We start from the raw sequence: 14,681 nt of genomic DNA on the forward strand, positions 1-14,681 counted from the left end.
CTCCCAGGCGGCGTCACTCCGTGTTCCGCAGCACCTTCGCGGGCGTGATCGGCAGGTCGCGCACGCGGTGGCCGGTGGCGTGGAAGACGGCGTTGCCGATGGCGGCCGCGGTGCCGACGATGCCGATCTCGCCGATGCCCTTGGCGCCCATCGGGTTGAGCGCGTCGTCCTGCTCGTCCAGCCAGTACGCCTCCACGTCGCGGACGTCGGCGCAGACCGGGATGTGGTACTGCGCGAGGTCGCGGTGCAGGAACCCGCCGAACTCCTCGTCGGTCAGTGTCTCCTCCATCAGCGCCATGCCGATCCCCATCGTCATGCCGCCGATGAACTGCGACCTGGCCAGCTTGGCGTCCACGATGTGCCCGCAGGCGAAGACGCCGAGCAGCCGCGAGACCCGCACCTCGCCGGTCACCGCGCTCACCCGCACCTCGGCGAACTGGGCGCCGAAGGCGTGCCTGGCCAGCTCGGCCTCCTTCCTGACCTCGTCGGTGGTGTCGGCGCGGCCCTCCTTGCCGTCCTTGACCAGCTCCTCGCAGGCGCGTACGACGGCCGAGCCCCACGAGGCGGTGCCCATGGAACCGCCGGCGACCGGGCCGTCCGGCAGGTCGCTGTCGCCCAGCTCGACGTGCACGCGTTCCGGCGCGACGTTCAACGCGGTGGCGGCGATCCTGGTCAGCGCGGTGCGCGCGCCGGTGCCGATGTCGGCGGCGCCCACCTGGACGAGGATGTCGCCGTCGTCGAGCACCTTCGCCAGCGCCTTGGACGGCGCCCGCCGCGCCGGGTAGGTGGAGGCAGCCACGCCGGTGCCGATCAGCCACTCCCCCTCGCGCCTGACGCCGGGCCTCGGGTCGCGGTGCTCCCAGCCGAAGCGGCGGGCGCCCTCGCGCAGGCAGCCCACGAGATGGCGGGAGCTGAACGGCAGGCCGCTGTCCGGCTCGGTCTCGGGCTCGTTGCGGATCCGCAGCTCGACGGGGTCGAGGCCGGCGGCGCAGGCCAGCTCGTCCATGGCGGACTCCAGCGCGTACATGCCGGGGCACTCGCCGGGCGCGCGCATCCACGAGGGGGTGGCGACGTCCAGCCGGACCACCCGGTGCGCGGTGCGCAGCGCGGGGGTGGCGTACATGACCCTGGCGGGGACGGCGGTCTGCTCGGCGAACTCCACCAGCGTCGATGTCTGCACGTACGCCACGTGCTCCAGCGCCGTGAGGCGGCCGCCCGCGTCCGCGCCGAGCCGCAGCCGCTGGATGGTGGGCGTGCGGTGGCCGGTGACGTCGAACATCTGCTGCCGGGTCAGCACGATCTTCACCGGGCGGCCCACCGCCCTGGCGGCCAGCGCGGCCAGGATGGCCTGCGGCCTGGTCGTGCCCTTCGAGCCGAACCCGCCGCCGACGTGCCTGGACACCACCCTGACCTGCTCGCGCGGCAGGCCGAGGGTGCGGGCGATCATGTTCCGGCTGGTGGAGCTGCCCTGCGCGGTGTCGTACACCATGAGGCGGCCATCGGCGTCCCAATAGGCCAGCGCCGCGTGCGGTTCCATCGGGTTGTTGTGCAGGACGGGCGTCTCGTAGACGACGTCCACGGTGGTCGCGGCGGCGGCCAGCCCGGCTTCGACGTCGCCCTTCTCGGTGTCGGCCGGATAGCCGGGGTTGACCACCTCGGGCCGGTAGAGTCCGGGGTGGTCCATGCGCAGGGTGACGTCGTGGTCTCCGGGGTCGTAGTCCACGCGGACGGCGCCGGCGGCGGCGCGGGCGCGCTCGTAGGTGTCGGCGACGACGGCGGCGACGATCTGGCCGCGGTAGGCCACCTCGCGGCTCTGGAACAGGGCCAGCTCGGGGTCGGCGTCCTCGGCCAGCGGCGGCGGGTCCTCGCACGACAGCACAGCGAGCACGCCGGGCAGCTCCAGGGCCGGTCCGGCGTCCACCCGCTTGACGCGACCCCTGGCGATGCGCGACTGCACGGCGCAGGCGTAGGTGACGCCCTCGACCGGGTACTCCGCCGCGTACGTGGCCAGTCCCGTGACCTTGACGCGGCCCTCGATGCGGTTCACGGCGCGAGCTCCTCCAGCGTGGCGACGATGAGGTTGCGGGCCAGCGGCACCTTGTAGGCGTTGCGCGGCAGCGGCCTGGCCTGCTCCAGCTCGGCCTCGGCGGCCTGGAGGAACGCCTCCCCCGTCGCCGGGCCGCCGATCAGCGCCTGCTCGGCGCGTTCGGCCCGCCACGGCACGTGGGCCACCCCGCCGAGCGCGATGCGGCAGCCGGCCACCGTGCCGTCGCGCACGTCGAGCGCGGCGGCGATGGACACCAGCGCGAACGCGAACGACGAACGCTCGCGCACCTTGCGGTACATCTGGGCGCCCGGAGGCGGCGCTGGCAGCTCGACCGCGGTGATGAGGTCGCCCGGCTCCAGCACGGTGTCCCGCTCCGGCCGGTCGCCGGGCAGCCGGTGCAGCCCAGGGATGGGCACGATGCGGTCGCCTCCGGGGCCGGTGACGTGCACCTCGGCCTCCAGCGCGGCCAGCGCGACCGCCATGTCGGAGGGGTGGGTGGCCACGCACGCGTCCGACGTGCCGAGCACGGCCAGGCCTGCGTGGTCGCCGGCGATGGCCGGGCAGCCGGAGCCCGGCCTGCGCTTGTTGCACGGCCTGGAGACGTCCTGGAAGTACGGGCAGCGGGTGCGCTGCAGCAGGTTGCCCGCCACGGTGGCGACGTTGCGCACCTGCCCGGACGCGCCGGACAGCAGCGCCCTGGCCAGCATGGGGTAGCGGGTGCGGATCAGCGGATGCACGGCCAGGTCGGTGTTGCGCACGGTGGCGCCGACGCGGACGCGGTCGCGTACCTGCTCGATCTCATCCAGCGGCAGGTGGCTGACGTCCACCAGGCGCTCGGGCTCGGCCACGCCCAGCCGCATGAGGTCCACCAGGTTCGTGCCGCCGCCCAGGTACATGGTGCCGGGGGTGAACTCGCGTACGGCCTCGGCCGCGGTGGCGGCGCGGGCGTACTCGAAGGGTTTCACGACGTCACCTCGCGGATGGCGCTGACGATGTTGACGTACGCGCCGCACCGGCACAGGTTGCCGCTCATCCGCTCCCTGATCTCCTCGGGCGTGAGCTCGGGGTCGGTGGCGAGGTCCTCGGTGACGGCGCTCGGGCCAGGCTCGCCCAGCATCCCCGCCGCCGAGCAGAGCTGTCCCGGGGTGCAGTAGCCGCACTGGAACGCGTCGTGCTCGATGAACGCCGCCTGCAGCGGGTGCAGCTCGTCGCCGTTCGCCAGGCCCTCGACGGTGGTGATCTCCCTGCCGTCCACCGCCACGGCGAGCGCCAGGCAGGCGTTGGCCCGCCGCCCGTCGATGAGCACCGTGCAGGCGCCGCACTGGCCGTGGTCGCAGCCCTTCTTCGCGCCGATGAGCCCGAGGCGTTCGCGGAGCAGGTCCAGCAGCGACGTTCGCGGGTCTGCGTCCACCGTGCGCGGTACGCCGTTGACCTGCAGGGTGATGTTCATTTCGCACGACTACCCGAGCGCTGTGAGCGGCAACCCCTGAGAGCGGTAAAGCGCGGCCGCCTTACATCCCTGTAAGTCCGGTTTTGCCGGGGTTGTGGCGGGTAGCCGGGCGGGCATGGGGCTGGCCTTGGACGAGCAGGCGGACCGGCAGGCGGCGATACTCACCGTGAACGCGGGCTCGTCGAGCCTGCGGCTCGACCTCGTCCAGGGCGGCTGCGTGATCGACGGCCACCACGCCGACCTCGCCGCGAGCCCGGACGGCTCGCCCGCGTCCGGCGGGGGCGCGGACGGGGAGGCGGGCGCCGCGACCTCGGCTTCCAAGGCGCTGGCCGACTTCCTGGGCGGGCACTTCGACCGCGACATCAGGGCCGTGGCACACCGGCTGGTGCACGGCGGCGACGTGCTGCGCGCCCCCGCCGTCGCCGACGACGAGACCGTGGCCGCGTTGCGCGGGCTGACCGGCCTGGCCCCGCTGCACCTGCCGCCCGCGCTCGACCTGCTGGACGCCGCCCGCGAGCAGCTTCCCGCCGTGCCGCACGTGCTCTGCCCCGACACCGCCTTCCACGCCGGCCTGCCCGACGAGGCCGCCGTGTACGCGCTGCCGCCCGAGTGGCGCGAGCGCCACGGCCTGCGCCGCTACGGCTTCCACGGCCTGTCCTACGCCTGGGCCGCCGACCGGGTGGCCGAGCTGCTCGGGCGGCCGGTGACCGAGCTCGAGCTGGTGCTTGCGCACCTGGGCGGCGGCGCGTCGGTGTGCGCGCTGTCCGGCGGGCGCAGCGTGTTCACCTCGATGGGCTTCACGCCGCTCGACGGCCTGCCGATGAGCAGGAGGTCCGGCAGCGTGGACCCCGGCATGCTGGTGTGGCTGCTGGAGCAGGGCCACCTGACGGTCGCCGAGCTGGGCGAGGGCCTGCAGCGCCGCTCCGGTCTGCTCGGCCTGTCGGGCGGGCGCTCCGGCGACACGCGCGAGCTGGTGGCGGCCGGACGCGACGGCGACGCGGCGGCCGAGCTGGCGCTGCGGGTGTTCGCCCGCCGGGTGGCCGAGGAGGTCGCCGCCGCGGCCACCTCGCTGCCGCGCGTGGACGCGCTGGTCTTCACCGGGGAGATCGGCTGGGACCAGCCGGAGGTGCGCGAGGCGGTCTGCCGCCGGCTCGGCCCGCTCGGCATCGAGGCGCCGCAGCTGCGGGAGCGGTCCGACGACGGGCCGGTCAGCGCGTACGGGGCCGGCATCCCCGTCCTGGTCGTACAGGTGCGCGAGGAGCTGCAGCTGGCCCGCGAGTGCCTGCTGCTCCTGGACGGCCCTGAGGCGGACCCCACGCTGTGACCGGCCGCCTCCGCCGCCCCGCGGGAATGCCCTGGGCGCTCCATCCGCGACCGAACCGCGCACTGCGCCGTGCCGCGCGGTTGTCGGTGACGTTTGGTTGGATCGGCTGTGTGGAGGCCTCCGTCGAGCAGCTCGTCTACGTCCGCGACGACGAGTACACCGTCGCGCGCATGAGCGCCGACGGCGAGCCCGACTTCATCGCCACCGGCCGGGCGCTCGCCGGGGTGCAGCCGGGCGAGACGCTGCGGCTGTTCGGCGAGTGGGGCAGGCACGCCCGTCACGGGCGGCGCTTCGCGGTCAGCGGGTGCGAGCGGGTGACGCCGTCGTCGGTCCGCGCCATCCGCGCCTACCTGGGGTCGGGGCTGATCAGGGGCATCGGGCCGAAGCTCGCGTACGCGATCGTCGACCACTTCGGCGAGGAGACGCTCAAGGTCATCGACGGCGAGCCCGAGCGGCTCACCGAGGTCGTCAACATCGGGCCGCAGCGGCAGGGCCAGATCGTCCAGGCGTGGCAGGAGCAGAAGGCCATCGCCGCGCTCATGGTCACCCTGCAGGGCCTCGGGGTCAGCCCGCTGCTCGCCGCCAAGATCCACCAGGTGTTCGGCAAAGACGCGGAAGAGGTCCTGGCCACCGACCCCTACCAGCTCATCGGCCGGGTCAGGGGCATCGCGTTCCGCATCGCCGACCGCATCGCGCTGCGCGCGGGTGTGCCCGAGCGCAGCCCGCAGCGGATCAAGGCGGCGCTGCTCGACCGGCTGGAGGCCGCGGGCAGCCGTGACGGCCACTGCTTCGTGCCGGTGGCGGCCCTGGTCAGGGAGACGGCCCAGCTCATCGAGCAGGATCAGGAGCTCGTACGCCCGATGGTCGACGCGCTCGCGGCCGAGCGGCGGCTGGTCGTCGAGACGCACCCGCACCGGCCCGACGTCCACGTCGCCTATCTCCAACACGTCCACAGCCGCGAGGTGGCGCTGGCCGCGCAGCTCGCCGCGCTCATGCGGGCCCGCTCCACGCTGCCGCTGCGCTCGTTCCACGAGGATCCGTCGCTCCACGACGACCAGCGCGCGGCCGTCACCATGGCGCTGACCAGCACCGTCTCGATCATCACCGGCGGCCCGGGGTGCGGCAAGAGCCACACGGTCAAGGCCATCGCCGCCGTCGTCCGGGCATCGGGCGGCACGGTCACGCTCACCGCGCCCACCGGCAAGGCCGCCAAGCGGCTGTCGGAGCTGACCGGCATGCCCGCGATGACCGTCCACCGCATGCTCGCCCAGCAGCCCGACCCCGATCCCGAGACGCTGTTCGACGAGCGGCCGTCGCAGGCCGACCTCATCGTGGTCGACGAGGCGTCCATGCTCGACCTCCACCTCGCCACCCGGCTCACCGCCGCGGTGCGGCCCGGCAGCCACCTGCTCTTCGTCGGCGACGCCGACCAGCTGCCCAGCATCGGCGCCGGCGACGTCCTGGCCGACCTGCTGCGGGTCGAGGCGATCCCCCGCGTCGAGCTGACCCACGTCTTCCGCCAGGCCGGCGGCAGCGGCATCATCGAGGCCGCCCACCGCATCCGCGCGGGCCGGCTGCCCGCGACGCCGGGCGGCGGCGGGTTCTGGTTCGAGGAGCTCGGCGACCCCGCGCAGGTGGCACGGCGGGTGGCGCACCTCGCAATGGTGGCGATCCCCCGCAAGCAGGGCGTCGATCCCGGCCAGGTGCAGGTGCTGTGCCCGATGCGCAAGGGCGAGACGGGCGCCACCGCGCTCGCCCGGCTCATCCAGGACCACCTCAATCCCGCCGCCGGCGACAAGCCCGAGCACTGGTCGGGCTCCACGGTGTTCCGGGTGGGCGACCGGGTCATGCCGATCCGCAACAACTACGACAAGGGCGTCTTCAACGGCGAGACCGGCACGGTGACGGCGGTGGTGCGGGAGGAGCGCACCGTCGAGATCCGCACCGACGACGGAGAGCGGGTGACGTACGGGTTCGACGAGCTCGACGACCTCACCCACGCCTACGCCATCAGCGTCCACCGCTCGCAGGGCAGCGAATACCCGTTCGTGGTCGCGCCCATCGTGGCCGAGTCCGGCGGCATCATGCTGCGCCGCAAACTGCTCTACACGCTGGTCACCCGGGCCAAGGCATGGGTGGTGCTGGTGGGGCAGCGCGAGGCGCTGGAGCTGGCCGTCCACCGCGTCGGGCGGCGCCGCGACACGGGCCTGGCCAGGCGTCTCGCGCTGGCGCTCGGCGGCTGAGCGGCCACCCGGCAGGAGCGCCCGCCGGGCCTGTTACGGTAGTGCGCGGTACGCCGGAAGTCTGGTTCGGCATGGACTGCCGGCCGGACGGTCGGGGGAGGCGTTCACGAATGCGTGATCGTAGCCGTGCTCGTCGTGTCGGGGCGCGTGCATGAATCGTGTGCTCGCCTGGCTGACGTCCCGATTCGAGCAGCCGGCCCAGGTCGTGGTCTTCGGGTTCGGCCTCGCCATCGCGGTCGGCACGGCGCTGCTGTCGCTGCCCGCCGCCACCGCGTCCGGCGAGCCCGCCGGGCTGGTCGAGGCGCTGTTCACGGCCACCTCCGCGGTGTGCGTGACCGGGCTCACGGTGGTCGACACCGCCTCCCACTGGTCGGTCTTCGGCGAGCTGGTGATCGCGGGGCTGTTCCAGGCGGGCGGGCTCGGCATCATGACCATCGCCACCGTGTTCACGCTGCTGATCTCGGGGCGGTTAGGCCTGCGGGCCAAGATCGTGGCACAGGCCGAGAGCAAGGCGCTCAGCGCCAGCGACATCCGCCGGGTGGTCCGCAAGGTGGTGCTGTTCACGCTGCTGTGCGAGTCCATCGCCGCCGCCGTCCTGACCGGCCGTTTCCTCATCGCGTACGGCGAGCCGTTCGGCCGGGCGCTCTACCTGGGCGGCTTCCACGCGGTGTCGGCATTCAACAACGCCGGGTTCGTCCTGTGGCCCGACAACCTCGCGCGGTTCGTGACCGACCCGTGGATCTGCCTGACCATCGCCGCCGCCTGCATCGTCGGCGGGCTCGGCTTCCCCGTGGTGTTCGAGCTGGCCCGCACCTGGCGGCACCCGCACCGGTGGAGCGTGCTGACCAGGATCACCCTCGGCGTCACCGTCACCCTGCTGGTGTTCGGCACCCTCGTCTTCCTCATGACCGAGTGGCGCAACCCGCACACGCTCGGCGTCCTCGACGACGCCGACAAGCCGCTCGCCGCGTTCTTCACCGCCGTCATGCCGCGCTCGGCCGGGTTCAACACCCTCGACGTCTCCGCCATGTACCCGTCGAGCTGGCTGCTGACCGACCTGCTCATGTTCATCGGCGGCGGCAGCAGCGGCACCGCGGGCGGGATCAAGGTGACCACGGTCGGCCTGCTCGCCTTCGTCGTCTGGGCCGAGCTGCGCGGCGAGAACCGGGTGAACGTCGGCCACCGCCGCCTGCCCGACACCACCCAGCGGCAGGCCGTCACCGTCACCGCGCTGGGGGTGGCGCTGGTGGGCGCGGCCACGTACGTGCTGCTCGCCCTTACCCCCCACAGCCTCGACCAGGTCATGCTGGAAGTGGTGTCGGCGTTCAGCACCGCAGGGCTGTCCACCGGCATCACCGCGGAGGTCGGCACGGCCGGGCAGGTGCTGCTCGTCATGCTCATGTTCGTGGGCCGCATCGGCCCGCTCACACTGGGCTCCGCGCTGGCCCTGAACAAGCGCGCCCGGCATTACGAACTACCCGAGGAGCGAGTCATCGTTGGCTGAGTACAGAGGCGACCCGGTCGTCGTCATCGGCCTGGGCAGGTTCGGCACGTCGCTGGCGCTGGAGCTCACCCGGCGCGGCACCGAGGTCCTGGCCATCGACAACCGGCCCAAGATCACACAGAGCCTGGCCGGTCGCATCACCCAGATCGCGACCGCCGACGCCACCGACATGGAGGCGCTGCGCCAGCTCGGCGTGCCCGACTTCTACCAGGCCGTGGTGGCGGTCGGCAGCGACATCGAGGCCAGCATCCTCACCACGTCGCTCCTGGTCGAGCTGGAGATCAACGACATCTGGGCCAAGGCCGTCAGCACCCAGCACGGCCGCATCCTGAGCCGCATCGGCGCCCACCACGTCGTCTTCCCGGAACACGACATGGGCGAGCGCGTCGCGCACCTGGTGAGCGGCCGCATGCTCGACTACATGCAGGTCGACGAGAACTTCGCGCTGGCCAAGACCAGCCCGCCCAAGGAGTACGTCGGCATCCCGCTCGGCCAGTCCAACCTGCGCCGCAAGTACGGCGTGACGATCGTGGCGGTCAAGCCGCCGGGCGAGGAGTTCACGTACGCGACGGCCGACACGGAGCTGTCGTACGGCGACATCGTGCTGGTCTCAGGACGCACGGAACAGGTGGAACGCTTCGCCGAACTGCCCTGAGCCCGCGCGGACCTGACCTCTCCCGGCGAGCCTGCCCCTACCGGGCCTGGTTCTCCCGGGCCTGCCCCTCCCGGGCCTGCCCCTCCCGGGCCTGCCCCTCCCGGGCCTGCCCCTCCCGGGCCTGCCCCTCCCGGGCCTGCCCCTCCCGACCGGCCTGCCCCTCCCGGCGGGCTTGGCTCCGGACAGGCCCGGCTCCGGGCGGCCCTGACCGCGAGACACCCTGGTCCTGCGCGGACGCGGCCGCGAGCCGTCCCCACCAGGGCCGCCCCAGGCCGGAACGTTCCCGCCCCCTGGGGTCCTCCTGAGCCTGGTCTTCCCGCCCTCGGCCGCCTTGAGCGTGGATTTCCCCCTCGGAACGGCCTGATCCAGGCTTTCCTGACCCTTCAGCTTTCCAACAGCGGACACGGGCGGCTGCGCCGCCTACGCTGGCAAGCGGGGGGTTTTCCGAATGCGCGCACACGATCTCGCCGTCGAGTTTCCGACGGTCACGCTCGACACCCCGGCGCTGGAGGCCGCCCGGCTGCTCGCCGACCGCGACCTGCCGGGGCTCATCGTCGTCGGCCCGGACGGCCTGCCCTGCACCATCCTGCCCGGCACGCAGGTGCTGCGGCTCGCGGTGCCCGCCTACTGCCAGGACGACCCGGCGCTGGCCAGGGTCGTGGACGAGGCGCACGCCGACCGGTTCCTGCACCGGCTCGACGACAGGACCGTCCGCCAGTGCCTGCCGGAGGAGCCGCGCGAGCTGCCGGTGACCGAGCCCAAGGCGACCGTGCTGGAGCTCGCGGCGCTGATGGCACGCATGCACAGCCCGCTGGTCGCGGTGGTGGACGACGGGCGGCTCATCGGCGCCGTCACCCTGCAATCTCTGCTCGACCACGCCCTCCGCCCCTGAGGCCGACCGCGCCGGGCTGTCCGGCCCGGGGTTCGGGCGCGGCCGGCGCGGCACGTCATCGGCCCTGATCATGGCCGCGCGTTCGAGCCCATCAGGTGCTCATTTCGGGCGGATCGGTGGCGCGAAACCGGCTTACCAGGGAAAACGGACGGAGGCGCGTAGGCTGGGGTCATGGTGAAGGCCGTGGCCAGAGAGCCCGTACCCGCCCGGCGCGCGGACGCCGAGCGCGACATCGCCGCGATCCTGGAGGCGGGGACGCGGTTGCTCAGCGCCGATCCCGCCGCCGGCGTGGCCGAGATCGCGCGGGAGGCGGGGGTGGGCAGCGTGACCCTGTACGCCCACTTCCCCACCCGCGAGGCGCTGGTGGACGCGGTGCTCGACCACACGGTGGACCTCGCGGACGCCGCGATCGAGGACGACAGCGTCGACAGCGCCCCGCCGCCCGAGGCCATGGAGGAGCTGCTGCGTTCGTCGTGGGAGGCGCTCGACCGGCATCGCCGCGTGTTCCTCGCCGCCGACCGCACGCTGCCCACCGAGCGCATCAGGGAGCATCACGAGCGCCCGCTGCGCCGGGTGCAGCAGCTGATCGCGCGGGGCCGGCGGGCGGGCGACTTCCGTACGGACCTGCCGTTGCAGTGGCTGGTGACGGCGTTCTTCGCGATCGTGCACAGCGTCGCGCAGGAGCGGGAGGCGGGCCGGCTGTCTCCCGATGAGGTGGAGAAGGTCCTGGTGACCACCATGCTGTCCCTGCTGCGCCCGCCCTCGAAGAAACGCGGCTGAAAGCCTCCCGCCCACCTGAGCCGGAAGCCGCCTGCACCCACCTCCGCCCCACCTGGACCAACGACTTCTGCCCCCTCTCCAGCGCATCTGCCCGAAGGGCTCCCGCATCCGCCTCCGGCGCACCTGGGCTGGTAGCCGCCTGCATACCTGAACCCCCATCCCCTTCAGCGCGCCTGGGCTGAAAGCCCGTCTGCGCTCGGCTCCGGTGAGTCGGCGTCGAAGCCCCCGCCGGGCGTGACGGGGTGGAGAACCTGCTGCGCCTGCCCTTCTGGCCCGTCTCAGGCGACCCGCCGGGAGGGAAGGACGAGGCGCCGGAGGTGCTGCCCGGCTCCGACGCGGCCGGTCTGCGGGGCCGGTCTGCGGGGCCGGTCTGTGGGGCCGGTCTGCGGGGCCGTCAGCAGGGACTCGCTGCCGGGCCGCCGGCCGTTGGAGCGGAGGATGGGAGAGCATGCCGCGTCCGCTTCGGGCGAAACCAGGGCCGTGCGCGGCTTACCCGCTTTGATGAGTGGGCGAGTGCCCACCTAGGGTGGGCGCATGCCCACTACTACATCCACGCCTGGGCCGCCGTCCGGCCAGGAGACCCACAAGCTCCGCCAGGTCGCCGAGTCCTTCGGCACGGAGGCCGACCGCTACGACCGGGCCCGGCCCGGCTACCCCGACTCCCTGATCGCCCGCATCGCCGCCGCCTCCCCCGGCCCCGACGTCCTCGACGTCGGCTGCGGCACCGGCATCGCCACCCGGCAGTTCCAGGCGGCCGGCTGCCGGGTGCTCGGCGTCGACGTGGACGAGCGCATGGCCGCACTCGCCAGGGAGCGCGGCCTCGAAGTCGAGGTGTCCCCGTTCGAGACGTGGGACGCCCGCGGACGCCGCTTCGACGCGGTGGTCTCCGCGCAGACCTGGCACTGGATCGACCCGGTCGAGGGCGCCGCCAAGGCGGCCGAGGTGCTGCGGCCCGGCGGCCGGCTGGCGCTGCTCTGGAACGTCATGCAGCCCTCTCCCCCGGTGGCCGACGCGTTCGCCGAGGTCTACCGGCGGGTGCTGCCGCAGATGCCGGCCGTGGGCGCGGCGGGGCCCGCCCTCCAGGCGTACGACGCCATGGCGGCCAAGGCGCGCGAAGGCATCGAGGCGTGCGGCGCGTTCGGCGAGCCCGAGCGGTGGCAGGCCGGCTGGGAGCGCACGTACACGCGGGAGGAGTGGCTGGACACGGTGCCCACCTTCGGCGGCCAGAGCCTTCTGCCCGCCGAGCAGCGCGAGGAGCTGCTGCGGCAGATGGGCGCGGCGGTGGACGCGCTGGGCGGGGAGTTCGTGATGCCGTACGTGACGATCGTGCTCACCGCCGCCCTGCGCGCCGCCTGAACGCGCTCCCTCAGGTCACGGCGCCTCGCCCGCCGCCCGGCCGGAGCCGGGAGGCGGCGGGGACGCGGACGATGCGGAAGCCGGCGTCCTCCAGGACGGCGGGCAGGGCGGTGACGGCGGCGCGGTCCTTGTCGCGGCCCTCCTCCGTCAGGTCGTTCCAGTCCACCAGGTCCGGGTGCCGCTTGGCGGCGTCGTCGCGCTCGGGGCCGTACGTCCAGCCGCGCTTTTCGAAGTACTCCACCCAGCGCCGGTGCTCGGCCCCGGCCAGCCGCTCGATCTCGTCATCGGTGAAGGCGAACTCGGCGGGCGCGTCGGTGCTGGGCGCGAGCACGGCCCCGATCATGCGGAGCTTCGCGCCGATGTGGGCGGCCTGGTCGCGGTTCTGGCCCTTCTTGGCCTCGGTCAGCGCCTCGTACGGCACCATGGACGCGTTCCGCTCGGGCGTCTCGCCGCGCGCCGCGCAGCCCATCACGTAGCGCTCGTGGATCGCCCGCGCGAGGCGCTCGATCACGTCCTCGTCGATCAATTCGGGCCTTCCCGCTTCTTCGGTGACGGCGAAGAACCGCAGCGTGCCGGCGACGTCTTCGAGCAGCCCGGCGGTTCCGAACGCTTCCGCGAACATCCTACGCTGGCCCACCCGGACGATCATGGGCGCGCCGGTCCACAGCGGCGCCACGGTGAGGGCGGCGGTCAGGGCCGCGCGCTCATCGCCGTAGCAGACGTACACGCGCTGGGGGCGTTCCTTCATGCCCTCCAGGAGCGGCCGCAGCCCGTCGGGGCCGGCGTCGTGCACGGTCACGTCGCACCAATCGGCGATGAAGGGGTACGTGCGGCGCAGCGCCGCCACCTCCTCGGCCGCCCCGGGCGCGACCACGCAGACCGGGACCCGGCCGGCGGCGCGCAGCCGGCACTGGCGGGCCAGCTCGACGAGCAGGGCGGCGCCGAAGTGGCGCAGGCCGAGCAGCAGGACCGGGCCGTCGCCGGTGACGGGCTCGCGCAGCAGCAGCACGCGCGCGGCCAGCTCCTCGAGGTTGAAGAAGTCGAGCCGGTGCTCGCGGGGTCCCGCCGAGTTCAGCCGGCGGGCGCGCAGCGCCGAGCACAGGCCGGGGTCGGAGACGTACGCGTACGCCGGCACGGGCGTGCCGCGGCCGAGGCCGTGCGCGGCGGCGGCGATGGCGACGTTGACGGTGGGGTCGTCCTCGCAGGCGTAGACGGCGCGGGCGCGGTGCGCGCCGGCCGCGCGCAGCACGTGGGGGTCCCTGGCGTCGCCCGCCACGTGGAACACGCCGCGCACCCGGGGCGGGTCGCCGGCCGGGCCGCCGATGACGACGACCGTGCGGCCGGCCTCGCGCAGCCGCTGCGCGAGCGCCTGGCCGAGCGGGCCGGTGCCGCAGACGACCGCGTGCCCGGACGCCTCGCGGGCGCGCAGCCTGCGGTATTCGGCGCCGAGCAGCAGGCGTACGGTCTCGGCGAGTGCGTAGATCGTGACCGCGGGCGCGGTGAACCTCGCGACCTCCAGAGGCCACGGCAGCGGGCCCGGTGCGTCGAGCGGCTGGGGGTCCAGGACGAAGAGCTGCAGGTCGTAGTAGACGAGGTCGAGGAGGGTGGGCGCGGGGTCGGCGCCCGCGAGGTGGAGGCGCAGGCCCGCGTAGCCGAGCGCCAGCGACACCAGCGCGAGCAGCCCGAACCCGGCCATCACCGACGACCTGATGGAGCCCGCCTCTCCCATCCCGCCCCGCTTCCCGCAGCCTGCGACGCCCTGGACCGACCGCTCCTTCATAGCAGCCGGTGACGCCGCCGTTACGGGGTATCGCGTCACCGGGGTCAACCGGCGTGCGAGCCACAGGGTCGGCCCGGCACTGGAGCGCAGGTCCGGCCGTTGCCGGAACGCGGGTCGGGCCGAGGCCGGAACGCGGGTCGGGCCGAGGCCGGAACGCGGGTCGGGCCGAGGCCGGCGCACGGTCCGGTCGTCACCCGACGCGTCCGTTCAGCCGGCGCCGAAGCAGACGAACGTGGCGGCCGGCTCGGCCGAGGTGGCGGCGGCCAGAGCGGCGGCGGGCCGCACGCCGGCCAGGGTCTCGTCGAGCCAGTCGGTGTTCTCGCGGACGGCGAGCAGGTGCCCGGGGACGAGCGGCACGTCCGCGCGGCAGACGGTGGGGCCGGGGCGGGGCTCGCCGGGGTCGAGCCCGGCCGACCACGGGCCGAGCACTCTGGCTCCGTGCCGGTCGAGCAGCTCGCGGGGAAGGCCGATGGGCGGCCAGGGCGGGCCGTAGGTATCGGCGCGTCCCCGGGTGACGGGCTCCGGGACGTAGTCGATGGTCATGACGCCGTCTCCGTTTCTCCCTCTGTGGCGTACGAGGGCGGAACGGTCACGATCCCCCGCGCAGGGGAGGGCGGCCGGCGGTGCGGGCGGAGGTGCTTAACTGGGAC

At 73.9% G+C, this 14,681-nt stretch carries 12 protein-coding genes; 7 read left to right on the forward strand and 5 right to left on the reverse strand.

Going from position 1 to position 14,681, the window contains the following annotated elements:
• Window positions 1-13: 13 nt before the first annotated feature.
• Genes ACGFIM_RS07005 through ACGFIM_RS07015 form a run of 3 tightly spaced genes read right to left on the reverse strand, consistent with a single transcriptional unit; the run spans window position 14 to window position 3,497 of the window.
• Entirely contained in the window at window positions 14-2,047 is a 2,034-nt protein-coding gene (locus ACGFIM_RS07005; protein ID WP_393195897.1) for a xanthine dehydrogenase family protein molybdopterin-binding subunit, read from the reverse strand.
• Window positions 2,044-3,012: an FAD binding domain-containing protein gene (locus ACGFIM_RS07010; protein WP_393195899.1), complete on the reverse strand. Its 969-nt coding sequence runs from the start codon at window positions 3,010-3,012 to the stop codon at window positions 2,044-2,046. Before ACGFIM_RS07010 ends, ACGFIM_RS07005 begins: the two co-directional genes overlap by 4 nt.
• Window positions 3,009-3,497 carry a (2Fe-2S)-binding protein gene (locus ACGFIM_RS07015; RefSeq protein ID WP_393195902.1) on the reverse strand — a complete coding sequence of 163 codons (489 nt, stop codon included), beginning with the start codon at window positions 3,495-3,497 and terminating at the stop codon, window positions 3,009-3,011. The genes ACGFIM_RS07010 and ACGFIM_RS07015 overlap by 4 nt, the downstream gene beginning before the upstream one ends.
• A gap of 115 nt (window positions 3,498-3,612) precedes the next feature.
• Here ACGFIM_RS07015 and ACGFIM_RS07020 point away from each other — a divergent pair, with 115 nt between their 5' ends.
• The 7 genes from ACGFIM_RS07020 (at window position 3,613) to ACGFIM_RS07050 (ending at window position 12,251) form a co-directional block, all read left to right on the forward strand.
• Complete coding sequence (locus ACGFIM_RS07020; protein ID WP_393195905.1) at window positions 3,613-4,821, forward strand: acetate/propionate family kinase; 1,209 nt, start codon at window positions 3,613-3,615, stop codon at window positions 4,819-4,821.
• 110 nt (window positions 4,822-4,931) lie between these two features.
• Window positions 4,932-7,064 carry an ATP-dependent RecD-like DNA helicase gene (locus ACGFIM_RS07025; RefSeq protein WP_393195908.1) on the forward strand — a complete coding sequence of 711 codons (2,133 nt, stop codon included), beginning with the start codon at window positions 4,932-4,934 and terminating at the stop codon, window positions 7,062-7,064.
• Between the two features lie 151 nt (window positions 7,065-7,215).
• The gene (locus tag ACGFIM_RS07030) at window positions 7,216-8,568 is read left to right on the forward strand and encodes a TrkH family potassium uptake protein (protein WP_393195911.1); all 1,353 of its coding nucleotides are present in this window, start codon (window positions 7,216-7,218) and stop codon (window positions 8,566-8,568) included.
• Window positions 8,561-9,223 (forward strand): potassium channel family protein, encoded by a 663-nt coding sequence (locus ACGFIM_RS07035; protein WP_393195914.1) that lies wholly within the window; start codon window positions 8,561-8,563, stop codon window positions 9,221-9,223. The genes ACGFIM_RS07030 and ACGFIM_RS07035 overlap by 8 nt, the downstream gene beginning before the upstream one ends.
• A gap of 448 nt (window positions 9,224-9,671) precedes the next feature.
• The gene (locus ACGFIM_RS07040) at window positions 9,672-10,115 is read left to right on the forward strand and encodes a CBS domain-containing protein (protein ID WP_393195917.1); all 444 of its coding nucleotides are present in this window, start codon (window positions 9,672-9,674) and stop codon (window positions 10,113-10,115) included.
• A gap of 171 nt (window positions 10,116-10,286) precedes the next feature.
• Window positions 10,287-10,895 carry a TetR/AcrR family transcriptional regulator gene (locus tag ACGFIM_RS07045; protein WP_393195920.1) on the forward strand — a complete coding sequence of 203 codons (609 nt, stop codon included), beginning with the start codon at window positions 10,287-10,289 and terminating at the stop codon, window positions 10,893-10,895.
• Window positions 10,896-11,429: 534 nt separating this feature from the next.
• Complete coding sequence (locus ACGFIM_RS07050; RefSeq protein ID WP_393195923.1) at window positions 11,430-12,251, forward strand: class I SAM-dependent methyltransferase; 822 nt, start codon at window positions 11,430-11,432, stop codon at window positions 12,249-12,251.
• Window positions 12,252-12,261: 10 nt separating this feature from the next.
• Here ACGFIM_RS07050 and ACGFIM_RS07055 read toward each other — a convergent pair whose 3' ends face one another.
• Together ACGFIM_RS07055 and ACGFIM_RS07060 are read right to left on the reverse strand one after the other, a co-directional pair.
• Complete coding sequence (locus ACGFIM_RS07055; RefSeq protein ID WP_393195926.1) at window positions 12,262-13,980, reverse strand: RyR domain-containing protein; 1,719 nt, start codon at window positions 13,978-13,980, stop codon at window positions 12,262-12,264.
• 258 nt (window positions 13,981-14,238) lie between these two features.
• Window positions 14,239-14,574, reverse strand: coding sequence for a hypothetical protein (locus ACGFIM_RS07060; RefSeq protein ID WP_393195928.1), 336 nt, complete (start codon window positions 14,572-14,574; stop codon window positions 14,239-14,241).
• Window positions 14,575-14,681: the final 107 nt, after the last annotated feature.

It is taken from the genome of Nonomuraea sp. NPDC049309, assembly GCF_043196965.1.
GTDB classification, from domain to species: Bacteria; Actinomycetota; Actinomycetes; order Streptosporangiales; family Streptosporangiaceae; genus Nonomuraea; species Nonomuraea fastidiosa.